The sequence below is a fragment of the Streptomyces sp. NPDC050564 genome, assembly GCF_044457265.1.
Lineage (GTDB): Bacteria > Actinomycetota > Actinomycetes > Streptomycetales > Streptomycetaceae > Streptomyces.
Window position 1 is genome coordinate 51231 of sequence record NZ_JBITGS010000029.1, and the last position, 23051, is coordinate 74281.

The window sequence follows — 23051 nt, forward strand, 5'->3', positions numbered from 1 at the left end:
GCCCCTGGCAACGACGTCTCCCCCTGCGCTCCCCGCAGTTGGCAGGCAAGCGCTTCAATCGACCGGCGGATCAACCTACTTGGCGCTATTCGGTGGGTACACCGCAGCGGTTGACGTGTTCAATCACACGTATTGCGCGCGCACGGACGGCCCCACCGTCAGGAGGCACAGTGATCGCCGTTCCCGAAACCGGACTCACCGAACGCGAACTGATCGAGCGGGCCGTGGAGATGCGGCCCGCCCTGCTCGAACGGCAGGCGGAGACCGAGCGGTTGACGCACTATCCGAAGGACACCCACGACGACTTCTTGCGAGCGGGGTTCTATCGGATCCTGCAACCGCGCCGGTACGGCGGATACGAGTTCGGTCTGCCCACCTTCTACCGTGTGGTCACCGAGATCACCCGCGGTTGTCCCTCCACCGGCTGGGCCCTCTCCCTCACCGCCGCTCATGTCCTTCAGGTTGCCACCCTCTTCGACGAGAGGGCGCAGGACGAGATCTTCGGGGACGACGGAGACTTCCGCGCCGCCTCCACCGTCGTACCGATCGGCATCGCCCGGCCCGACGGCGACGGTCACGTCGTACTCGACGGGACCTGGACGTATGCGTCGGGCGCCCCCTACTCGACGCACTACGTCGGCCAGACACTGCGCGCCCCCGAGAAGCCGGGTGATCCGCCGGGACCGTTCGTGTTGTTCGTCGCGCCCCGCGCGATCTGGACGGTGGTCGACGACTGGCACGGCGTGCTGGGGCTGCGCGGCAGCGGATCCAACAGCATCCGCATCGACCAGGGGCGCGTTCCGGCCCACCTCACCCAGGAGGTGAGCCTGCTCGACCTGCCCGTCGAGGGCGGCACACCCGGCTCGAAGCTGCACGGCAACGCCCTGTACGCGGGACGGGCACCGAGCTTCTTCCACGGGGAGCTGGCCGCCGTCGTCATCGGCATCGCCCACGCGGCCGCGGACGAGTACGCCCGGATCGTCGCCGAACGCCCGCTCATCGCGGACCCGAGCCGCACGCGCGCCGAACTGCACGACTACCAACGGCACTTGGGCGAGGCGCTGGGCGCGATCCACACGGCCGAGGCGGCGCTGCAACGCAACGCGGAGGAGTGGATGGAGGTGTGCCGCCGCAATGTCTCGGGCGAGGCCGCGTTCACCACCGCCGAGGACAACCGGCTCGCGCTCGTCTTCCTCACCGCCGGGCGTATGGCGTGGGACGTGCTGCAGGGCATCCTCTTCCGCACGGCGGGCTCGCGGTACGCGCGCGACGGCGAGCGGATGCAGCGCTACTTCCGGGACGCGGCCACGTACTGGACCCATGTCGGTCCGACCATGGCCGAGCCGCTCCACCGGCGCGTCGGCTGCGACCGCCTCGGTCTGCCGTCGGACGACATCCCGCTGCTGCCCTGAACCGAACACGAGGAATGCCCCGGCTCAGGACGGGTACGCGACGGACGTTGCGCCCGGGAACGGATGGTGTCCCGGGTGGCCCGTCCGCCACTACCCGGGAATCTGCCATGGACACACCCTCGAACGACCACCACCGGCCCACGGGCGAGACCCCGGCTCAGGAGGCCTTGAACGCGCTCATCGAGAACACCGACGACGCTGCGGCCCTGGACGCGCTGGCCGGCAGCGACGTGCTGGTCCCCGTGCCCGACGATGCCGACGAGGAGGCCGCCGCCGACCCCACGGCCGTGGCGCTGCCCGTCCTGGACCAGCCGGGCGGCGAGCAGGTGGTGCCGGTGTTCACATCGGAGCTGGAGATGGCCGAGCTGCTCCCGTCCGTCTCCCGCTATCGCCTGGTGCCGCTCGGCGCGCTCGCCTCCCAGTGGCCGTCCGGCGATCTGTCGCTCACGATCGACGCCAGCTCGCCGCACGGTCTGACGCTGAGCTCCGAGGGCGTACGCACGCTGTTGGCCCGGCCACAGGTCTGACGGCCGCCCGTTCTCACGCGTGACGGGGATGAACGGCGCCGACACCGCTCATCCCCCGGCGCCCCGAGGGGCGCCGTGATCACAAACCAGGTGCCCATTGCACCGAAGTTGCTCTTCCGTAATTCGAGGCCGCTGTCCGGACGCCGCAGCCGGTCAGCGGCGCCGGTGACGTGTGCCCGCTGGAACGCCGGTCCGAGGCGCCGACCGGGGCCGCTCAGAGGCCCGTGCCGCGATGGGGAACCCCAGTCCTCGATCAGCGGACGGCCGAGACGCTCCAGGGGCAGGCGGCGCGAGGCGGCGGGCGGCGAGCAGCGCGTCGGCCTCGCCCCGTACGACGGGCGCCCTCGGCCACGCCGATCCCGATGAACGTCGCTGGCCCGCCCGGGAGCGGACCCGGCGACGGTCACCGCCGCGCTCGAGGCCGTACCGCAGCCGCTGCGTCCCGGCACGTTTCGCCCTGCCTGAAGAACGGCCCCGACCGGCGTGACAATGACCGCATGAAATGGATCTCCGGCGTGGCCGGCGGACTGCTCCTGGCGCTGGTTCTCGTCAGTATCCTGCGCACCCTCGTCGTACCCCGCGGGCTGTACTCCCCGCTGGTGATCCGCTGGTGGCGCTCGCTGCGCCTGCTGCTGCGTCTCGCCGCTCCCGGTGGCAGCTACCAGGCACACGACCGCGCGCAGACCTGGCTGGCCCCGCTCATGCTGATCGGCATGCTCGCGAGCTGGCTCGGCGGTGCGCTGCTCGGGTTCGGACTGCTGCTGCACGCCCTGTCCACGCTGTCCTGGACCCAGTCCGTCCGGGAGGCCGGTTCCAGCCTTTTCACCCTCGGGTTCGCCAGCGGCGACCGGCTGCACCTGTCCGTCGTGGACTTCCTGGCGGCGGCCATCGGACCGGTGGTGATCGCCTTGCAGATCGCGTACCTGCCCACCCTGTACGCCGCCTACAACCGCCGCGAACTGGAGGTGACCCTTCTCCAGGCGCGCGCGGGAGAGCCCGCCTGGGGCCCGGAGATCCTCGCCCGGCAATGGCTGGTCGACACCGAGACCGCGCTGCCCGAGCTGTACCGCTCCTGGGAGCGGCTCGCCTCGGACATCGGCGAGAGCCACTCCACGTACCCGATCCTGTTGGCGTTCCGTTCGCCGCGGCCCTACCGCAGCTGGATCGTCGGCCTGGTCGCCGTCATGGACGCGGCGGCCATGCAGCTGGCGCTCACCCCGAACAGCGCCCCGCCCGAGGCACGCCTGGTGCTGCGCGCGGGCTTCACAGCGCTGCGCGACATCGCCCGCTCGCTGCGCCTCGAGTTCGACACGGACCCCAGCCCCAATACACCGATCCGGCTGTCCTTCCTGGAGTTCGAGACGGCCGTGGCGATGGTGGAGCGGGCGGGCTTCCCCGCCGAGCAGACCGCGAAGGAGGCCTGGCCGCACTTCCACGGCTGGCGGGTCAACTATGAGACGGTCGCGTACGAGTTGTGCCGACGAGGCGACGCGGTCCCCGCGCTGTGGACGGGTCCGCGGGACTTCGCCACCAGCCCGATCCCTCCCCGGCGACCGATGGACCGGCGCCCGGGCGAAGGTCGTCCGGGCGAAGGTCGACCGGAACTGCCCCCTTCCGCAGGGTAGTTCGGGCCGTCCTGGCGGGAAGATCCCCGGAGTGGTCCGATACGGAGGGGTGGGGTTCGGTTGAAAGTCGTCCTGCTGGGCACAGCCGCCGGTGGCGGCTACCCTCAGTGGAACTGCGCCTGCGCGCTGTGCGCGGCCGCCCGCGACGGAAAGCTGCCGACGCGGACACAGGAGTGCGCCGCCATCAGCGGCAACTCCCGTGACTGGTGGCTGCTCAACGCCTCACCCGACATCCGTACGCAGCTGATCGGCACGCCCGCGCTCGCACCCGGGCCAGGGTCCAGGGACACCCCGGTACGCGGCGTGCTTCTGACCGACGCCGAGGCGGACCATGCCATGGGGCTGACCATTCTGCGGGGCGGCGCGGGACTCAAGGTCTATGCCGCGCCCCCCGTCCTCGCCACGCTTGCCCCGCTGCGCGCCATGCTCGACCGCTACGCCCCTTGGCCGTGGACGGACAGCCTGACCGAGGGCGGCTTCGTGCTGGCCGGCGGTCTGGTGGTGAGTGCGCACCCGGTCGGTTCCAAGGCTCCGAAGTACGTCTCCGGGCCCGGCGCGGACGCCCGCTGGGTGACGGCGTATCGGATCGAGGACCCGGCCAGCGGGGGCGTGCTTGTCTATGCGCCCTGCCTGGGCGGTTGGACACCGGTACTGGACGCACTCCTCGCCACGGCGACCTGCGCGCTGCTCGACGGCACGTTCTACACGGCCGACGAGATGGGCACGGCGGCGCCGGCCGCGGGCGGCCAGGGCGGGATGCCGTCCGACGGGCAGGCCGCGATGGGGCATATTCCCGTCTCGGGGGCGCACGGCAGCCTGGCCGCCCTCGCCCGGCATCCCGGCCCACGCCGGATCTACACCCACCTCAACAACACGAACCCGCTGCTCGATCAGGCCTCGGACGCCCATGCCCGGGTGACCGGGGCCGGGGTCGAAGTCCTGCCGGACGGCGCGGAGTTCGTGGTCTAGCCGGCCGCTCTAGCCGTTCAGCATGCGGGCCAGGACGGCGCGTTGCAGGGGGAGTGCCTCGGAGTGCAGGTCGCGACCCTTCTCGGTGAGCGCGACCCATACTCCGCGGCGGTCCTCCTGGCAGACGGTGCGCTCCACCAGGCCGTCCTTCTCCAGCCGGCCGATGAGGCGGGACAGGGCGCTCTGGCTGAGGTGGACCTGGCCCGCGATGTTCTGCACCCGGCACTGCTCGCCCGACTCCGCGGCCTCGGCCGAGGCGAGGATGTCCAGGACCTCGAAGTCACTGGCTCCGAGGCCGTGCGGATGCAGCGCGCGGTCGATCTCGCACATCGTGCGCGCGTGCACCGAGAGGATCTCCCGCCACTGGTCTTCAAGGAGGGATCCGGGCGTCTTCGCTGCCATAACTGAACGGTAACAGAGATCCGACCAGTTATTGAGTGTGCAACTAGTGCAGGTGCATACGGCGGGCTGCTGCCCGGCCGCCCTATTCGGCGGAGGGATCCTGGAGGAGCCCGATCAGGTTGCCGTCCGCGTCCTTGACCGAGGCGATGAGCCTGCCGCCACCGACGTCCTGGACGTCCTGGAGCAACTCGGCCCCGGCGTCGAGCAGGGCCGACAGAGTGTTCTTGATGGCGGAGACGTGCCAGTAGGGGACGGGCCCGGTCATCCCCTTGGCATGGCCATTGGGGTCCAGCCCGACATCCTGGCCCGCGTCCTTGAAGCCGACGTAGTACGGCTCGTCCGCGTACGGCTCCACGCCCAACAGCGTGCTGAACAGCGCCTTTGTCTGCGCGAGGTCCTTGACGGGATAGATGATGGTCTTGACTCCGGCGGTCATGGCGACTCCTCAGTGATGCTGCCCAGTGCGTGCGATGTTCCTGTCGCGCCGACGACTCTCTCGTCGACACCTTCACGCTAGGGCGAGGGAGCATCTGCCGGCTTCTCGAATCCTGACCGGTCGGGGAGCGCGCGCACCGGGTGATGTCCTCGTGCTCGCAGCCGAGGTCGCACTCGATCACGTCGAGGGCTGCCTGAGCGGCGGAGATGCGGAGGGGAGGGCCTCGGCCTCCCCGCCGAGGAGGGTCCGGCGTTTGGCCGGGTGGCCGGGTGAGCGTTCGCGTCCGACGTGGGTCCAGCGGTGCGGCGGTGCCTCCGATCGATCCTGGTCGCTCTGGCCGGGGCGCCCGACACCGGTGCCGTGTGGCCCGAGCGAAACGGGACACCTCGGTGGCCGAGCAGTGCGCCCGCACCGAGGCCGACCCTCTGGTCCGGGCACAGCCGATGTTCCTGGCTGTGGCCACCGCGCCCTGAGCGCGGCGGCCACGGGCCCGGCGCCGCGAAGTCCGAGCCACGGGCCGGGAGCACGGGACTCTTTCGGCCATGGGCCGGGAGCACGGGAATCCTTCGGTCATGGGCCGGACGCACAGGGTGAGGTGGCCACGGGCCGGGCGCGCCGGAGTCTTTCGGCCACGGGCGCACCGGACTCCGTCGGTCGCGGCCGGGCGCGCCCTGGTTGAGCCTGCCGTGGCAGGGCGCGCCCCGAGCCCGTCAGGTCGACTCGCGCCGCACCAGCTCCGTCGGCAGGATCACCGCCGCCGGGTCCTCGCCCCCTATCTGGGCGAGTAGCACCCGCACCATCTCGGCGCTGATGCGGTCCCAGGGCTGGCGGATCGTGGTGAGGGCCGGCGTGGACGCGGTCGCGGCGGGGGAGTCGTCGAAGCCGCCGACGGCCACGTCCTCGGGAACCCGGCGACCGGCCCTGTGCAGTGCGGCCAGCACACCCTGTGCCATCAGGTCCGAGGCGACGAACACGGCGTCCATGTCCGGGACCCGCTCAAGGAGTTGCTCGCCGCCTGCCTCGCCGCTCGCCCGGCTGTAGTCGCCGGAGACGACGAGGCGGTCGTCGGCCTCGATGCCTGCCTCGGCGAGCACCTCCCGGTAGCCCGCGAGTCGCTCGACTCCGCCGGGGGTGTCGAGAGGGCCCGTGACCATGCCGATGCGGCGGCGGCCGAGGGAGAGCAGGTGCTTGACCATGTCGCGGGCGCCGTCACGGTCGTCCGCGGCGACGTAGCTCACCTTGGAGCCCATGCCGATGGGCTTGCCGCAGGCGACCAGCGGCACGCCCGCCTCGCGCAGCTGCTCCGCGACCGGATCGCCGGAGTGGCTGGAGACCAGCAGCACTCCGTCGACATGACCCGCGGTGATGTATCGCGTGAGGCGCCGCCGCTCGTCCTCGGTGCCCGCGAGCATCAGCAGGAGGGGAACGTCGTGCGCGGCCAGCGCCTGAGTGCAGCCGCGCAGCAGGACATTGAAGTTGGGGTCCTCGAAGAACCTCTCCTGGGGCTCGGTCAGCAGGAAGCCGATCGAGTCGGAGCGGCCGGTGATCAGCGAGCGGGCGTGCCGGTTCACGACGTAACCCGTCCTGCGGATGGCGGCGTTGACCGCCTCCTGCGCGGCGGGACTGACGTAGTGCCCGCCGTTGAGCACGCGCGAGACGGTGCCTCGTGAGACCCCCGCCTCGCGGGCGACGTCGTGGATCGTCGGCGGTTTGCGCCGGGCCCCCGTGTTGCTCATGGTCATGACTTTACGGCTCCGGACAGCAGATCGAGGCTCCAGAACCGTTGGATGACCAGGAACAGCGCGACCAGCGGGATGACCGCGAGCATCGCGCCGGTGATCACCAGCGTGTACAGCGCCGGGGTGTTGGAGCCCTGTTTGAGGAGGGTGAACAGGCCGAGCGTGATCGGGAACTTCTCGTCGTCGCTGAGCATGATGTACGGCAGCAGGAAGTTGTTCCACACCGCCACGAACTGGAACAGGAACACCGTCACCAGTCCGGGCACCATCATCGGCAGCGCGATCCGGGTGAAGATCCGCCACTCGCTCGCCCCGTCCATCCGCCCGGCCTCGACCACGTCGCCGGGTACGGCAGCCGCGGCGTAGATCCGGGCGAGATAGATGCCGTACGGGGAGAGGAGGAGGGGGAGCAGGACGGAGGCGTACGAGTCCGTCAGGTCCGCCTTCGCCATCAGCAGATACTGGGGGATCGCGAGGATCACCGGCGGCATCAGCACGCCCGCCATCAGGATGCTGAAGACGGTCTCGCGACCGCGGAACCGGTAGGCGGCGAGGGCGTAACCGCCGAGCGCCGACACGGCGGTCGACAGCAGGGCGCCGAGACCGGCGTAGAGGGCGGAGTTGCCCATCCACTTCCAGTAGATGCCGTCGCGGTAGGCGTTGAGGTCCTGCACGTTCTGGCTGAAGCCGGTGCCCGGCAGGAAGGTGAAGGTCGAGAACAGCTCACGGCCGGACTTGGTGGCGGCGATCACCACCCAGGCGACGGGCAGCAGACAGTACAGGGCGCCGAGCAGCAGCGTCAGCGTGGGCACCAGGGCGATCCGGCGGCGCAGGGGCGGCCCCTGGGCGGTCCCGGGGGTCGTACCGGCGGCCGGCGCGGCCTTGCGTACGGCAAGAGAACTCATCGTGCTTCCTCCTGCTTGTTACGGGAGTTCGCGGCGCGCAGGAAGCCGAAGGAGAGGAACAGCGTGACGATGGCGATGATCACGGCCTCGGCGGCAGCCGAGTAGATGTCGCCCGCGCCGAACGCGTCTCGGTACACCTTCATCAGCGGACTCCACGTCGTGGAGACGGAGTTGGTGAGGGGTTTGAGGGTGGTCGGCTCGCTGAACACCTGGATCGTCGCGATGATGGAGAAGAAGAAGGTGAGCACCAGTGAGGGCGTCACCATCGGAATCTTGATCTTCAGCGCGATCTGCAGGGGCGTGGCGCCGTCCAGCTTCGCCGCCTCGTACACCTCGGCCGGAATGGACTGCAGCGAGGTGTAGATGACGATCATATTGAAGCCGGTGCCGCCCCAGACCGCGATGTTGGACAGGGCGAGATACAGCGGACCGCCGTCCAGCAGGTTCGGCTGCGGCATGCCCAGTTTGTCGAGGATGAAGTAGAAGGGGCTGACGTCCGGGAGGTACAGGAAGCCCCAGAGCAAGGCGGCGACGACGCCGGGGATGGCGTACGGCAGGAAGATCGCGAGCCGAGTGAAGGGGGCCAGGCGCACCTTGTCGGTGTCGAGCATCAGCGCGAACAGCAGCGCGAGTCCGAGCATCACCGGAACCACGATGGCGCCGTACCCCAGTACCCGCAGGGCGCCGTCGAGCAGCTCGTTGTCGGTCAGGGCGTCGGTGTAGTTCCCCAGGCCCGCCCAGACTTCGCTGCGCGCGCCCGCGCCCAGGCCCAGGCCCTTGACCTGGACTTTGTGCAGGCTGAGCCAGAACGCGTAGCCGATGGGCAGCGCGAAGAAGAGGGCGAAGAGGAGCGTCGCGGGGAGGAGGAAAGCGTACGGGGCCCCCTTGACCCCGTACGACTTCCGACGTGCCGTTGTCACTGAGCGACCCCGAAGCCCTGCTTCTTCAGGTCGGCGACGGTGGCGTCCTGCATGCTCTTCAGGGCGGCACCGAAGTCCGACTTGTTCTTCGCGGCGGCGCCGAAGGCGTCGTTGAAGGACGTGTAGGCGACGTTCACGTTCGGGCCCCAGGCGGAAGGTGCGGTGGTCTTCGCGATCTCCGAGGCCTTCGTGTAGAAGTCCGTCTGGTTGGAGAAGTAGGCCGGGGGCTCCATGAACGCGTCACTGAGCTGAGCGCTGGTGGAGGCGGGGTAGATGCCGCCCTCCTTCGCGAGCGCGGCCACCGCCTTCGGGTCCGTGTTCAGCCAGGCGGCGAACTTGGCGGCGGCCGCCTTGTGCTTCGAGTCCGTGGTGACGGCCGTGGAGGAGCCGCCCCAGCTGCCGGTGACGTTCTCACTGTCCGACCACTGCGGCAGCGGGGCCATCGCCCACTTGCCTTTGGTGTCCGGGGCCGCGGTGGTGAGGGTCCCCGGTGCCCACACGGCGCTCACCCAGGCGATCTGCTTGCCGGTGTTCAGCGCCTTGTTCCAGGCCGGTTGGTACATCGGCTGGTTGTCGATCACGCCCTCCTTGACGAGACCGCCCCAGAACTTGGCGACCTTCTGCGACGCCGCGTCGTTGATGCCGACCTTCCACTTGTCGCCGGAGGTCGTCCACCACTTGGCGCCGGCTTGCTGGGCGAGACCGGCGAAGAGGCCGGAGTCGTTGGCGGAGAAGGTGGTCAGGGCCTTGTCCGGGGCCTTCTTCTTGAGGGCGCGGGCGGTCTCGGCGAACTGCTCCCAGGTCGTCGGGACCGTCAGGCCGTACTTCTTGAACAGGTCCTGGCGGTAGTAGAACATCATCGGGCCGATGTCCTGCGGGATCGCGTAGACCGCGTCCGTCCCCAGAGTCGTCTGCTGCCAGACGCCCTCGGCGAACTTGCCCTTCACGTCCTTCGTCTCGCCCGCTATGTCCGCGAGTGCGTCATTGCTGACCAGTGTCGGCAGTGCCTGGTACTCGGCCTGGACCAGGTCCGGGGCCTTCTTGGCCTTGTGCGCGGTGAGGATCTTGGTGACCAGGTCGTCGCCCGACGCCTGCTTCTTCACCGTGACGGTGATCTGCTGCTTCTTCCCCGGCCCCTTGTTCCACAGGTCCACGACCTTGTCCATGCCCGGGGCCCAGGTCCAGTACGTCAGCGACGCGGGTCCGGACTGGGCGTCGCTGTCCTTGTCCTCCGAGCCGCAAGCGGCGAGTGAGGCGGCACCGAGTGCGACGGCGATGGTGGTGGCCACGAGGCGGTTGTGCTTCGTGATGGGCATGGATCGTTCTCCCCTGACCAGGGTCTTCGCCTGCTGCGAAGACCTGCCATGCTTCTGTGAGCGTTCACAGTAGAGAAACATCCCGGACACTTGTCAATGGTTGTTGCTGTGCGGTTATGTTGGGATCGCGCCGCTGGCGCTGTGTGTGCACGTTCCCAAATGATCGACACGTCGGGAGAGATCCATGCCGGAGACCACCCCCAGGGGCCTCACCAGGCTCGCCTTCGGTGGGGACTACAACCCCGAGCAGTGGCCGGAAAGCGTCTGGCGCGAGGACGTCCGGCTGATGCGCGAGGCCGGCGTCACGATGGTGAGCGTCGGGATCTTCTCCTGGGCGCTGCTGGAACCGGTGCGGGGCAGCTACGACTTCGGCTGGCTCGACCGCCTGCTCGACCTGCTGCACGAGAACGGCATACGCGCCGACCTCGGTACACCGACCGTGGCGCCGCCCGCCTGGTTCTACCGCGAGCACCCCGACGCGCTGCCCGTCGCCGCGGACGGCACCCGCTACGAGTTCGGCTCACGCGCCGCCATCTGCCACAGCAACACCGACTACCGCGCCGCCGCCGCGAACATCACCACACGGCTCGCCACTCGGTACGCCGACCATCCCGCGCTCGCGCTGTGGCACGTCCACAACGAGTACGGCGTTCCCGTCTCGGCCTGCTACTGCGAGTCCTGCGCCGCCCACTTCCGACGCTGGCTGACCCGGACGTACGGGACGATCGAGGCGCTCAACGAGGCCTGGGGGACTGCCTTCTGGGGCCAGCGGTACGCGGGCTTCGACCAGGTCAACCCGCCGCGCGTGACCCCGACCGTCGGCAACCCGACCCAGGCCCTCGACTACAAGCGCTTCGCCGACGAGACCATGCGCGAGAACTTCGTGGCCGAGCGGGACATCCTGCATCGCCTCGCGCCCGGCATCCCGGTCACCACCAACTTCATGACCGCCCTGAGCCAGTGCGACTCCATCGACTACTGGGCCTGGGGCAGCGAGGTCGACCTCGTCACCAACGACCACTACCTGATCACCGACGGCCGCCGCACCCATGTGAACCTCGCGATGGCCGCCGACCTCACTCGCTCGGTCGCCGGCGGCGCCCCCTGGTTGCTGCTCGAACACTCCACGTCGGGCGTCAACTGGCAAGCCCGCAACCCCGCGAAGGCCCCCGGTCAGATGGCCCGCAACTCCCTCGCGCACGTGGCGCGCGGGTCGGACGGCGCCATGTTCTTCCAGTGGCGGCAGTCCCGGCGCGGCGCCGAGAAGTTCCACTCGTCGATGCTGCCGCACGCGGGCACCGACTCCCGGGTGTGGCGCGAGGTCGTCGAACTCGGTGCGTCCGTCGACTCGTTGGCTCCGCTCAAGGGCACCCGCACCGTCGCCGACGTCGCCGTGCTGTGGGACTGGCACTCCTGGTGGGCGCAGAACCTCCAGTGGCGCCCCAGCGAGGACCACGACCCGCGCGAGCGCGCCGACGCGTTCTACGAGGCGCTCTACGACCGCCACCTCACGGTCGACTTCGCGCACCCGGAAGCCGACTTGTCGGCGTATCCCCTTGTCGTCGTCCCCGCGCTCTACCTGATGACCGAGGCCGCCGGGACCAACCTCAAGGAGTACGTCGAGAGCGGCGGCACCCTCGTCGTCTCGTACTTCTCCGGCATCGTCGACGAGCACGACGCCGTGCACGAGGGTGCCTACCCGGGCCCCCTGCGCGACGTACTCGGCCTGACCGTCGAGGAGTTCTCACCCCTCCTCCAGGGCGACCTGGTGCGGATCACCGGTCCCGACGGCTCGGAGCTCACCGGCGACGTATGGACCGAGTTCGTGGTGCCGCGCGGCGCCGAGACCGTCTGGACGTACGCCGACGGACTCACCGCGGGCCACCCGGCCGTCACCCGGCATCGCCTCGGCGAGGGCTCGGCCTGGTACGTGTCCACGCGCCTGGGGGCGCAGGGTCTGGACGCCCTGATCGGCTGGGCGTTGGACGACGCGCGCATCGCTCCGCGTACCGACCTGCCCCGCGATGTCGAAGTCGTCCGCCGCACCGGCGAGTCGGGCACGTACGTCTTCGCCATCAACCACGCCGCGTCGGACGCCAAGGTGCCGCTGGACGCGTACGGCACCGAGCTCCTGACGGGCGAACGCGCCGCGGGCCGCCTCGCGGTACCCGCGGGTGCCGTGCGGGTCGTACGACTCGACGGCTGAGCTGATCACCGCCGTGCGGGTCGTACGACGCGACAGCTGAGCCGATGTCCGCCGGCTGAGCTGCTTTCAGATGTCCGCCGTGCGGGTCGCACGACCCGCACGGCGGAGCCGACTCCCCTCCGCCCGCGTGAGCGCACGAGCCGCGGGCGGAGGGGTCGCCCCCAGGGGCTCCACAGCGGGGGCACCCCCATCCCCATCACGTTGAAGGGACGACGGACGAAGATGTTCCATCCCAGACGCACACTCAGGGCCCTGCTGCTGCCGCTCGCGGCCGGGCTCGCCCTCACGGCACTCCCCGCGCAGACGGCGCAGGCGGCGAGCACTCTCACGAACGCCGGATTCGAGACCGACGGCTCCGGCGTCGCCACGCCCACCGGCTGGTCGGAGTACGGAGACACCGGCGCCTCCTACGTGGAGTCCGGCGGCCACGGCGGGAGTTACCGCCTGACTCACTACTCGGCCTCCGCGTACAAGGTGGAGACGTACCAGTACCTTTCCGGGCTGACCAACGGGACCTACAAGCTCACCGCATGGGTGCGCTCGGGCGGCGGTCAGAACTCCGCCTATCTCGCCCTGAAGAACTGCGGCGGTACCGAGCAGCGCACCGACCTGCCGGTCTCCAGCAGCGGGTGGATCCACCTCGTCGTGCCCGTCGCGGTGACCAACAACCAGTGCACGATCAGCATCTACTCCGACGCCAACGCGGGAAACTGGATCAACGTCGACGACCTGACGTTCACTTCGGGCACGACCGGGCTGTCCGTCAAGGGCTCCGACATCTCCTCCCTCGCCAAGAGCGAGGCCCTCGGCGGGGTCTACAGGACCAGCTCCGGCACCACCGGTGACGCGCTCGCCATCCTCAAGTCCTCCGGAATGAACTACGCCCGCCTCAAGGTGTGGGTGAACCCGGCCGACGGCTACAACAACAAGGTGCGCGTCCTGGCGATGGCCAAGCGCATCAAGGCGCAGGGCATGAAGCTCCTGGTCGACTTCCACTATTCGGACACCTGGGCCGACCCGGGTGCCCAGACGAAACCGGCCGCCTGGGCGGGGCACTCGTACAGCCAGTTGAAGACGGACGTCTACAACCACACCTACGACGTGCTGAACGCGCTGAAGTCGCAGGGCACCACGGCCGACATGGTGCAGATCGGCAACGAGATCAACGGCGGCATGCTGTGGTCCGAGGGCTCCACGGACAACTGGTCGCAGCTCGCCGGACTGCTGAACTCCGGCTACAGCGCGGCCAAGGCGGTCTCCTCGTCCACCGTGGTGGCGCTGCACCTCGCCAAGGGCGGCGACCTGACGGGCACCCGCTGGTGGTTCGACAACGCGGTGGCCAACGGCGTGAACTTCGACGCCATCGGGCTCTCGTACTACGGCTACTGGCACGGTTCGCTCTACGACTTCCAGACCACCCTGGACGACGCGGCGGCCCGCTACCGCAAGCCGGTGTTCGTCGCCGAGACGGCCTACCCCTTCCGTCTGGACAGCGACGACTCGCTCGTCAACCAGATCGACACGACCGGTGAGCTGGTCTCCGGCTACCCGGCCTCGACGGCCGGGCAGACCGCCTGGCTGCGGGACGTGATGAACATCGTGGAGGCCGTCCCCAACGGCCGGGGTCTCGGCGTCTTCTACTGGGAGGCCACCTGGACGGCGGTCACCGGCAACGGCTGGGATCCGACCGATGCCACGTCGGGCAACGGCTGGGAGAACCAGGCCCTGTTCGGCTTCGACGACAAGGCGCTTCCAGCCATGTCGGTGTTCAGTCACCGCTGAGCTCCCTGAGGGCCCGGCTGCCCCGGCGGCCGGGCCCGAAGCGCCCCCGGGGCCGTTCGGCCCGCGGAGCTCTACCCGTTCGGGCCCGGCCAGGGTCGCGGAAGCCCGTGCGTGCCGCCCCGGGCTGCGGGACAGTAGCGGGAGACCACCGGTTCGGAGGGGGACGAGATGCTGAAGGTTCCCGTCAGTGGGCGACGCCTGGACATTCTGGAGTGGCTGCGGGACCCCGCCGCGCACTTCCCACCGCAGCGCCACGGCGATCTCATCGAGGACGGTGTCAGCCCGGAAGCCCTCGCCGCCAAGCTCGGTGTGAGCCGCGCCGTGGCGCGCACGCATCTCGACCTGCTCACCGGGGTCGGTCTGCTGCGGGCCAAGAAGATCAGACGCCGGACCTTCTACCGGCGCGACGAATGGCGGATCGCCGAGGTCGCGCACTTCTTCGAGAAGGGCTGGTAACGGCGTGGCCCACCGACCGCAGGAGGCACCCATGGTTCACTCGCGCGCCACCGGCCGCCCCACCCCGCTCGTAGCCCGGCGCCTCGTCACGCTCGACGGCCGTGGCCCGGAGGACGTGGTGGCCGACTCCCGGGGCCGGGTGCTGACCGGCCTGGAGGACGGCCGCATCGTGCGCGTGGAGGGAATCGGCGATCCTGACCGCACCCGCGTCCGGGTGCTCGCGGAGACGGGCGGCCGGCCCTTGGGTCTCGAACTCCTCCCGGACGAGGGCCTGTTGGTCTGCGACGCCCGGCGTGGACTGCTGCGGATCGGGCTCGACGACGGCATCGTGCGCGTCCTCGCCGACACGGTGGGCGGCGAACCCCTGCGTTTTTGCAGCAACGTGGTCGCACTGTCGGACGGCACGCTCTACTTCACCGTCTCCAGCCGGAGTTACCCCCTGGAGCAGTGGATCGGCGACCTCGTCGAGCACACCGGAACCGGCCGCCTGCTGCGCCTCGCGCCGGGGGAGGAGGAACCCGAAGTGCTCCTGGAAGGGCTGCAGTTCGCCAACGGCCTCGCACCCGCCGCGGACGAGTCCTTCCTCGTCGTCGCGGAGACCGGCGAGCGGCGCCTCACCCGTTACTGGCTCGCCGGGCCGAAGCAGGGCCGCGGCGAGACCTTCGTGGACGATCTGCCCGGTCAGCCCGACAACCTCTGGCGCGCTCCCGGCGGACCGATCTGGGTCGCGCTGGCCGGACCGCGCGTCGCCGCCCTGGAACTCCTCCACCGCCGGGGCCCCGCGCTGCGGCATACCGCCGCCCGCCTCGCGGTGCGCGCGCCGTTCCGTCCCCCGGGCACCGCCGGGGTCGTCGCGGTCGACGACGAGGGCCGTGTCCTCCATCACCTCGAACGCCGCCGCGCACGGTTCCGCATGGTCACCAGCGCCTGCGAGGCCGATGGCCGACTGGTCCTGGGGAGCATCTGGGAACGGGGGATCGCCGTGTGCGACCTCCCCGCTGCCGCGGACTGAGTCGATGCGGCCGGCCGGCCCTCGCGGAGGGAGCCGCTGCCCCCGACCGGTCGTCGCGAAGGGAGCCGCTGCCCCCGACCGGTCGTCGCGAAGGGAGCCGGTGTGCCCGGCCGGCGGTCACGGGCTGAGCCGAATGTGCGCGGCCGGGACCCCCGGCGTTACCCTGTTCACCGGCCGCGATCTTGTGTCGCGGCGCGGCGGTGGGGCCCGCCGTACCCGAACCGCGGCAAGGCTGCCGCCAACGGTCCCTACTTGCGATGACGTGCGCCCCGGCGCCCGGGGCCCGGCGAGTAGGAGAAGTACGTACATGACAGTCCCGCACCCAGAGCGGGTCGACGAACCCGACACCCCGGCCCCTGTCCGCCTGCCCACGCGGAAGGCGGCGTCTCCCTGGCACGGCCAGGGATCCGTCGTCGCGATGGTCGCGCTCGGCGGCGCCGTCGGCGCCACGGCACGCTACGCAGCGGCGCAGCTGTGGCCCGTGCAGGAGGGCGGATTTCCCTGGGCCATTTTCTGGGTCAATGTCGTCGGCTGTGCCGTGATCGGCGCCTTCATGGTCGTCATCACCGATGTGTGGGCGGCCCACCGGCTGGTCCGGCCCTTCTTCGGCACCGGCGTGCTCGGCGGATTCACCACCTTCTCGACATACGCCGTCGACATCCAGAAACTTCTCGACGCGGGCCACCCCGGGACCGGGCTCGGCTACCTCGCCGCGACCCTCTTCGCGGCGCTCGCGGCAGTGTGGCTCGCGGTGACGGCGGTACGCCGTGCCCTGGCATGGAGGAAGCGATGACGAGGCTGACAGGCAGCGCCCTGCGGGTAACGATCTTCATCGGCGAGAACGACACCTGGCACCGCAAGCCGCTCTACACGGAGATCGTGCACCGCGCCCACGCGGCCGGCCTCGCGGGCGCCAGTGTCTTCCGGGGCATCGAGGGCTTCGGCGCCTCCTCCCTGATCCACACCTCGCGGCTGCTTTCGCTGAGTGAGGACCTCCCGGTGGCCATCGTGATCGTGGACACCGAGGAGCGCGTACGGGCCTTCCTGCCGAAGCTCGACGAACTCGTCACCGAGGGGCTGGTGATCCTCGACGAGTGCGAGGTCATCCGGTATGTCGGACGGGGCGGCGCCTCCGAGGAAACCGGCCACGGCCCCGACGCCGCGGAGGGGACAGCCGACGCGGCCGGGAAAGGTGAGAAGTCGTTGTGAACTGGCTGCTGGTGATCATCGGCGCCGCGGTCGGCGCGCCACTGCGCTATCTGACCGACCGGGCGGTGCAGATGAAACACGACACGGTCTTCCCCTGGGGCACCCTCGTCGTCAATGTGACAGGCTCTCTGGTCCTGGGGCTCCTCACCGGCGCGGCCTCGGCGGGCCACGCCTCCCCGCACCTGCAGCTGCTGATCGGCACGGGCCTGTGCGGGGCGCTGACCACGTACTCGACGTTCTCGTACGAGACGCTGCGGCTGGCCGAGACCGGCGCGGCGTTCTACGCCACCGCCAACGTGGTCCTCAGCGTGACGGCCGGCCTGGGTGCGGCGTTCGCCGGGGTCTCGTTTGCGCAAGCTTTGGGGGCCTAGGCGCCGGGCGTCCGCGCGTATAGGTAAGACTGTCCCCCAGCACCGTCTACAGCACTGTCGACCAACTCCTCAGAACTGGATCCCATGAGCGTCATCAACGTCGGTCAGGCCGTCGTCCTCGGAGCCGTCGAGGGGGTGACCGAGTTCCTCCCCGTCTCCTCCACCGGCCATCTCAAGATCACCGAAGGGCTGATGGGCATCCCTGTCGACGACAACGCCGTCGTCGGCTTCTCCGCGGTCATCCAGGTCGGCGCGATCGCCGCCGTGCTCGTGTACTTCTTCAAGGACATCGTGCGGATCGTCTCCGCCTGGGGGCGCGGCCTGCGCGACAAGGAGGAGCGTCACCACCACGACTACAAGTTCGCCTGGTGGGTCATCTACGCGACCATCCCGATCGTGGTCGTGGGCCTGGCGGCGAAGCCGCTCATCGAGGGCCCGCTCGCCTCGCTGTGGGTGGTCGCAGCTTCGCTGATCGTCGGCAGTGGTGTGATGTGGGCGGCGGACCAGATGGGCCGGCACAAGCGCGGTGAGGACGACACCTCGTTCAAGGACGCGATGCTGGTCGGCAGCTCCCAGATCCTCGCCCTGCTCTTCCCGGGTTTCTCGCGCTCCGGCGCCACCATGTCCACGGCGCTCATCCTCGACCTGGACCGGGTCGCGGCCACCCGGCTGTCCTTCTTCCTCGGCATCCCCGCGCTGACCGGCGCCGGTCTGTACGAACTGAAGGATGCCCTGGGCACGGGCGTGGGCGCCGCCCCGCTGGCCGTCGGCACCCTTGTCTCCTTCGTGGTCGCGTACGGCTCGATCGCCTGGCTGCTGAAGTTCGTCGCCAAGCACTCCTTCAACGCGTTCGTGATCTACCGGGTCGTCATCGGCGTGGCGCTGTTCGGGCTGCTGGCCACCGGAGTCCTCGACAGCTGAGGCGGTCGACTGATCGCGGAAACGGCTGAAGCGGTCAGCCGGGCACAGAAACCGCTGATCACAGGGGGCGTAAAGCCGGTTTTCAGGCTTCACGCCCCCTGAATTTTTCTTTTCGCCGCCCTTGACAGCCCCCTCCGGTCACCCGGAGGATCACCTCCGTGAACCTGTCAGACAGCCAGACAGGTGGCTCGGTACCGCGGCGCGTCAGCGCCATGGAAGCGGTACTCACCCACCTCCGCGGCGCCATCGAGCGCGGCGAGTACGCCATCGGCGACAAGCTCCCCTCCGAGGCGGAGCTCTGCCGCCGACTCGAAGTCAGCCGCCCCGTGCTCCGCGAGGCGCTGCGGGCCCTGCAGGTCATGGGCCTGACCGTGTCCCGTACCGGCAAGGGCACCTTCGTGATCGCCAACACGGTCGAGGACCCCACCTTCGGCGACTACGCGGCGAGTGACCTGCTCGAAGTGCGCCGCCACGTCGAGATCCCCGTCGCCGGGTACGCGGCGGTGCGCCGCAGCCCGGAGAACCTCGACCAGCTGGCCCATCTGCTGGAGCGGATGGAGCGGGAGACCGACACCACGGCGTGGGTCGCGATGGACACGGTCTTCCACATCGCTGTGGCCGAGGCGTCCCAGAACCCGGTCTTCCGCCGGGTCATCGAGGAGATCCGGGACGCGCTGGCCCGCCAGTCGGCGTTCCTGAACGAACTCGGCGGCCGGCGCGAGCAGTCCAACCGCGAGCACCGGGCGATCGTCGAGGCGCTGATCGACGGCAGTGAACACGACGCGGTGGAGGCGATGTCCCATCACCTCGACCGCGTGGAGACCACCCTCACCGACATCGTGCGCCCCGCGCACACGGACACCCCCACGGAAGGCGGACCCGAGGCGTGAGCGAGCAGTCCCTCCAGCAAGAGGCCCCATCGTCGGCGAAGCCGGCCGCGCACATCGACGCCGGAGACGCCGGCTACAGCAAGTCGCTGAAGTCCCGGCATGTCAACATGATCGCCATCGGCGGTGCCATCGGCACCGGCCTCTTCCTCGGCGCAGGCGGCCGCCTCTCCGACGCCGGGCCCTCCCTCTTCGTCGCCTACGCCGTCTGCGGCCTGTTCGCCTTCCTTGTCGTCCGCGCCCTCGGCGAACTTGTCCTGTACCGGCCCTCGTCCGGCGCCTTCGTGTCGTACGCCCGTGAGTTCCTGGGCGAGAAGGGCGCGTACGTCGCGGGCTGGATGTACTTCCTGAACTGGGCCACCACCGGGATCGCCGACATCACCGCCGTGGCCGTCTACACCCACTACTGGGGCATGTTCTCCGACATCCCGCAGTGGGTGATCGCGCTCATCGCGCTCGCGGTCGTCCTCACGGTGAACCTGATATCCGTGCGCATGTTCGGCGAACTGGAGTTCTGGTTCGCGATCATCAAGGTCAGCGCTCTTGTCGTCTTCATGCTCATCGGCATCTTCCTGCTGGTCACCCAGCACCCCGTCGACGGCCACAACCCGGGCCCGTCCCTGATCACCGACAACGGCGGCATCTTCCCCAACGGTCTGCTGCCGATGCTGCTGATCATCCAGGGCGTCGTCTTCGCCTACGCCTCTGTCGAGCTGGTCGGCGTCGCGGCGGGCGAGACCGCGAACCCCGAGAAGATCATGCCGAAGGCCATCAACTCGATCATGTGGCGCGTCGGACTGTTCTACGTCGGCTCCGTGGTCCTCCTGTCGATGCTGCTGCCCTGGAGCAAGTACAGCGCGGACCAGAGCCCCTTCGTCACCGTGCTGTCCCACATCGGCATCCCGGCCGCGGGCGGCGTCATGAACCTCGTCGTCCTCACCGCCGCCATGTCGTCCCTCAACTCCGGCCTGTACTCCACCGGCCGCATCCTGCGCTCGATGGCGATGTCCGGCTCGGCGCCGAAGTTCACCGGGGTGATGAGCCGCAGCCAGGTCCCGTACGGCGGCATCCTGCTCACCAGCGGCATCTGCGTCCTCGGTGTCGGCCTCAACTTCGTGGTGCCCGCAGACGCCTTCGAGATCGTGCTCAACTTCGCGGCGATCGGCATCCTCGCCACCTGGGGCATGATCATGCTCTGTCACCTGCTGTTCTGGCGGAAGACCCAGAACGGGGAGCTGTCCAGCCCGAGCTACCGCCTGCCCGGCTCGCCCTGGACCGAGATCGTCACCATCGGCTTCCTCGTCTCCGTGCTCGCGCTGATGTACGCCGACGGGGGAGCGGGCCGCACGACCGTGCTGTGCCTCCCCCTGATCGTGACCGCGCTCGTCGCGGGTTGGTACGGAGTGCGCCGTCGGGTCGCCGGGATACGCGACGGAGCAGACGCGTGAACCCGGCCATGGCCTATGGCAGTTCGGTCACCGCGGCCCCGGTGATCCGGGAACCCCTGCACGCGCCCGTCGCCCGGCTCGTACGCGGCGGCGTCGTCGAAGGCATCCACTACGGCTCGGTGGTGGTGCTGGCCGCCGACGGCACCGTAGAGCTGCAGATCGGGGACATCGAGGCGGCCTTCTACCCGCGCTCGGCGCTCAAGCCCGTCCAGGCCGTGGCCATGCTGCGGGCCGGGCTGCCGCTGGAGGGCGAGCTGCTCTCGCTGACCGCGGCCAGCCACTCCGGCGAGGAACGGCATCTCGCCGGGACGCGGCGGATCCTGGAGCTGGCGGGACTGCCGGAGGACCGGCTGCGCAATGTCGCCGACCTGCCGTTCGACCCTGTGGTACGCGAGGCCTGGGTGCGCGACGGACGTATGCCCTCCCAACTCGCCCAGAACTGCTCCGGCAAGCACGCGGCCATGCTGTACACGGCCCACCTCAACGGGTGGTCGCTCGACGACTACCTCGACCCGGCGCACCCGCTCCAGCAGGCCATCGCGGAGATCGTCGAGGACCTCACCGGACAGGCCATCGCCCGGGTGACCGTCGACGGCTGCGGCGCGCCCCTGTTCTCCGTCTCGCTGCACGGGCTCGCCCGCGCCGCCGCCCGGATCACCACCGCCGCGCCGGGCACCCCCGAGGCGCGGGTCGCCGACTCGATGCGCGAGCACGCCGAGATGGCCTCCGGGTCCGGCCGCGACGTCGCCGCGCTGATGCGGGCCGTGCCGGGGCTGCTCACCAAGGACGGCTTCGAAGGCGTGCAGGTCGCGGCGTTGCCGGACGGCCGGGCCGTCGCCGTGAAGATCGCGGACGGTGCCGACCGGGCACGCGTCCCGGTGGCCGCGGCCGCCCTCGCTCGCTGCGGGGTCGACCCGGCGGCGCTCGCCGAGTTCGCGGGCGCGCCGCTCCTCGGGGGCGGCGCGGTGGTCGGGCACATCCGGCCGGCCCCAGCCCTCGATTCCCTCACACACCCCACGTACGCCTGACTCACCCCCTTCCGAAAGAAGACCCTCACCGATATGACCGCCGCAGCCCACCGCAGCGAACACGACCTGCTCGGAGACCGCGACGTCCCCGCCGACGCGTACTGGGGCATCCACACCCTGCGCGCCACGGAGAACTTCCCCATCACCGGCACCCCGATCTCCGCCTACCCGCACCTGATCGACGCCCTCGCCGCCGTCAAGGAGGCCGCCGCCCGCGCGAATGAGGAACTCGGGCTCCTCGAGCCCCGCAAGGCCGTCGCCATCGTCGAGGCCTGCCGGGAGATCCGGGACGGCAAACTGCACGAGCAGTTCGTCGTCGACGTCATCCAGGGCGGTGCCGGCACCTCGACGAACATGAACGCCAACGAGGTCGTCGCCAACCGGGCGTTGGAACTCCTCGGCCATGACAAGGGCGACTACCCGCACCTTCACCCCAACGAGGACGTCAACCTCGGCCAGTCCACCAACGACGTCTACCCGACCGCCGTCAAGGTCGCCACCGTCTTCGCGGTGCGCGGGCTGCTCAAGGCGATGGCCGTGCTCCAGGACGCGTTCGCGGCCAAGGCCGTCGAGTTCCGCGACGTACTGAAGATGGGGCGTACGCAGCTCCAGGACGCGGTGCCCATGACGCTGGGGCAGGAGTTCTCGGCGTTCGCGGTGATGCTGGACGAGGACCGCAGCCGGCTCGCCGAGGCCGTCGAGCTGATCCACGAGATCAACCTCGGTGCCACCGCCATCGGGACCGGGCTCAACGCCCCCGCCGGATACGCCGAGTCGGCGCGCCGCCACCTCGCGGACATCACGGGGCTGCCGCTGGTCACCGCCGCCAACCTGGTCGAGGCGACTCAGGACTGCGGTGCTTTCGTCCAGATGTCGGGTGTGCTCAAGCGGATCGCGGTCAAGCTCTCCAAGAGCTGCAACGACCTGCGGCTGCTGTCCTCCGGGCCGCGCGCGGGCCTCAACGAGATCAACCTGCCGCCGGTGCAGGCGGGTTCGAGCATCATGCCCGGCAAGGTCAACCCGGTCATCCCCGAAGTGGTCAACCAGGTCGCCTTCGAGGTGATCGGCAACGACGTCACCATCACCATGGCCGCGGAAGCCGGTCAACTCCAGCTCAACGCCTTCGAGCCGATCATCCTGCACTCCCTGTCCGAGTCCATCACCCACCTGCGGACCGCCTGTCTGACCCTCGCCGAGCGGTGCGTCGCGGGCATCACGGCGAACACCGAGGAACTGCGCGCCGCCGTGGAGAACTCCATCGGGCTGGTGACCGCGCTCAACCCGCACATCGGGTACACGGCGGCCACCGACATCGCGAAGGAAGCCCTCGCGAGCGGCCGCGGAGTGGCCGAACTCGTCCTGGAGAAGGGGCTGTTGCCTGCCGAGCGGCTCGCCGAGCTGCTGCGGCCCGAGGTGGTCGCGGGCAGTGCCCCGGTACCTTCCTGACCGGCCGACGGGTGGCGCGACCGCGCCGATCGAT

Annotated in this window: 22 protein-coding genes; 16 read left to right on the forward strand and 6 right to left on the reverse strand. The window is 69.9% G+C overall.

Annotation, left to right across the window (positions count from 1 at the left end):
* The first annotated feature begins 170 nt into the window (after window positions 1–170).
* From ACIBK0_RS36495 to pqqB, 4 genes are all read left to right on the forward strand, one after another.
* A complete protein-coding gene (locus ACIBK0_RS36495; protein ID WP_399089391.1) occupies window positions 171–1412 on the forward strand; it encodes an acyl-CoA dehydrogenase family protein in 1242 nt (413 codons plus the stop codon).
* A gap of 107 nt (window positions 1413–1519) precedes the next feature.
* Window positions 1520–1939, forward strand: a complete 420-nt coding sequence (locus ACIBK0_RS36500; protein WP_399089394.1) for an SseB family protein — start codon at window positions 1520–1522, stop codon at window positions 1937–1939.
* 497 nt (window positions 1940–2436) lie between these two features.
* The gene (locus ACIBK0_RS36505; protein ID WP_399089397.1) at window positions 2437–3564 is read left to right on the forward strand and encodes a hypothetical protein; all 1128 of its coding nucleotides are present in this window, start codon (window positions 2437–2439) and stop codon (window positions 3562–3564) included.
* A gap of 60 nt (window positions 3565–3624) precedes the next feature.
* Window positions 3625–4533: a pyrroloquinoline quinone biosynthesis protein PqqB gene (gene pqqB, locus ACIBK0_RS36510; protein ID WP_399089400.1), complete on the forward strand. Its 909-nt coding sequence runs from the start codon at window positions 3625–3627 to the stop codon at window positions 4531–4533.
* 9 nt (window positions 4534–4542) lie between these two features.
* On the opposite strand, the gene ACIBK0_RS36515 is transcribed toward pqqB, so the two are convergent.
* The 6 genes from ACIBK0_RS36515 to ACIBK0_RS36540 form a co-directional block, all read right to left on the reverse strand.
* Window positions 4543–4935, reverse strand: a complete 393-nt coding sequence (locus ACIBK0_RS36515) for a MarR family winged helix-turn-helix transcriptional regulator (RefSeq protein WP_399089403.1) — start codon at window positions 4933–4935, stop codon at window positions 4543–4545.
* A gap of 82 nt (window positions 4936–5017) precedes the next feature.
* Window positions 5018–5371: a VOC family protein gene (locus ACIBK0_RS36520; protein ID WP_399089406.1), complete on the reverse strand. Its 354-nt coding sequence runs from the start codon at window positions 5369–5371 to the stop codon at window positions 5018–5020.
* A gap of 710 nt (window positions 5372–6081) precedes the next feature.
* Complete coding sequence (locus tag ACIBK0_RS36525; protein WP_399089409.1) at window positions 6082–7113, reverse strand: LacI family DNA-binding transcriptional regulator; 1032 nt, start codon at window positions 7111–7113, stop codon at window positions 6082–6084.
* On the reverse strand, window positions 7110–8015 hold the full coding sequence (locus ACIBK0_RS36530) for a carbohydrate ABC transporter permease (RefSeq protein WP_399089412.1): 906 nt from the start codon (window positions 8013–8015) through the stop codon (window positions 7110–7112). Before ACIBK0_RS36530 ends, ACIBK0_RS36525 begins: the two co-directional genes overlap by 4 nt.
* A complete protein-coding gene (locus ACIBK0_RS36535) occupies window positions 8012–8935 on the reverse strand; it encodes a carbohydrate ABC transporter permease (RefSeq protein ID WP_399089415.1) in 924 nt (307 codons plus the stop codon). The genes ACIBK0_RS36530 and ACIBK0_RS36535 overlap by 4 nt, the downstream gene beginning before the upstream one ends.
* Window positions 8932–10251, reverse strand: coding sequence for an ABC transporter substrate-binding protein (locus tag ACIBK0_RS36540; protein ID WP_399089418.1), 1320 nt, complete (start codon window positions 10249–10251; stop codon window positions 8932–8934). The genes ACIBK0_RS36535 and ACIBK0_RS36540 overlap by 4 nt, the downstream gene beginning before the upstream one ends.
* Window positions 10252–10435: 184 nt before the next feature.
* On the opposite strand from ACIBK0_RS36540, the gene ACIBK0_RS36545 reads away from it, so the two are divergent.
* From ACIBK0_RS36545 to aspA, 12 genes are all read left to right on the forward strand, one after another.
* Window positions 10436–12457, forward strand: a complete 2022-nt coding sequence (locus ACIBK0_RS36545) for a beta-galactosidase (protein ID WP_399089422.1) — start codon at window positions 10436–10438, stop codon at window positions 12455–12457.
* A 222-nt stretch (window positions 12458–12679) separates the two neighbouring features.
* Entirely contained in the window at window positions 12680–14239 is a 1560-nt protein-coding gene (locus ACIBK0_RS36550) for a glycosyl hydrolase 53 family protein (RefSeq protein WP_399089425.1), read from the forward strand.
* Window positions 14240–14407: 168 nt separating this feature from the next.
* Window positions 14408–14695, forward strand: a complete 288-nt coding sequence (locus ACIBK0_RS36555; RefSeq protein WP_399089428.1) for an ArsR family transcriptional regulator — start codon at window positions 14408–14410, stop codon at window positions 14693–14695.
* Window positions 14696–14726: 31 nt separating this feature from the next.
* Window positions 14727–15707 carry an SMP-30/gluconolactonase/LRE family protein gene (locus tag ACIBK0_RS36560; RefSeq protein ID WP_399089431.1) on the forward strand — a complete coding sequence of 327 codons (981 nt, stop codon included), beginning with the start codon at window positions 14727–14729 and terminating at the stop codon, window positions 15705–15707.
* Between the two features lie 307 nt (window positions 15708–16014).
* Window positions 16015–16500 (forward strand): fluoride efflux transporter CrcB, encoded by a 486-nt coding sequence (crcB, locus tag ACIBK0_RS36565; protein ID WP_399089434.1) that lies wholly within the window; start codon window positions 16015–16017, stop codon window positions 16498–16500.
* Window positions 16497–16916, forward strand: coding sequence for a DUF190 domain-containing protein (locus tag ACIBK0_RS36570; protein ID WP_399089437.1), 420 nt, complete (start codon window positions 16497–16499; stop codon window positions 16914–16916). The genes crcB (ACIBK0_RS36565) and ACIBK0_RS36570 overlap by 4 nt, the downstream gene beginning before the upstream one ends.
* The gene (gene crcB / locus ACIBK0_RS36575) at window positions 16913–17287 is read left to right on the forward strand and encodes a fluoride efflux transporter CrcB (protein WP_399089440.1); all 375 of its coding nucleotides are present in this window, start codon (window positions 16913–16915) and stop codon (window positions 17285–17287) included. Before ACIBK0_RS36570 ends, crcB (ACIBK0_RS36575) begins: the two co-directional genes overlap by 4 nt.
* Window positions 17288–17371: 84 nt before the next feature.
* Entirely contained in the window at window positions 17372–18208 is an 837-nt protein-coding gene (locus tag ACIBK0_RS36580) for an undecaprenyl-diphosphate phosphatase (protein ID WP_399089443.1), read from the forward strand.
* Between the two features lie 212 nt (window positions 18209–18420).
* Window positions 18421–19098, forward strand: coding sequence for a FadR/GntR family transcriptional regulator (locus ACIBK0_RS36585; protein ID WP_399089646.1), 678 nt, complete (start codon window positions 18421–18423; stop codon window positions 19096–19098).
* The gene (locus tag ACIBK0_RS36590; RefSeq protein WP_399089446.1) at window positions 19095–20543 is read left to right on the forward strand and encodes an amino acid permease; all 1449 of its coding nucleotides are present in this window, start codon (window positions 19095–19097) and stop codon (window positions 20541–20543) included. The genes ACIBK0_RS36585 and ACIBK0_RS36590 overlap by 4 nt, the downstream gene beginning before the upstream one ends.
* Before the next feature lie 8 nt (window positions 20544–20551).
* Window positions 20552–21571 carry an asparaginase gene (locus ACIBK0_RS36595; RefSeq protein WP_399089649.1) on the forward strand — a complete coding sequence of 340 codons (1020 nt, stop codon included), beginning with the start codon at window positions 20552–20554 and terminating at the stop codon, window positions 21569–21571.
* Between the two features lie 33 nt (window positions 21572–21604).
* The gene (gene aspA, locus ACIBK0_RS36600; protein WP_399089449.1) at window positions 21605–23017 is read left to right on the forward strand and encodes an aspartate ammonia-lyase; all 1413 of its coding nucleotides are present in this window, start codon (window positions 21605–21607) and stop codon (window positions 23015–23017) included.
* Window positions 23018–23051 lie beyond the last annotated feature (34 nt).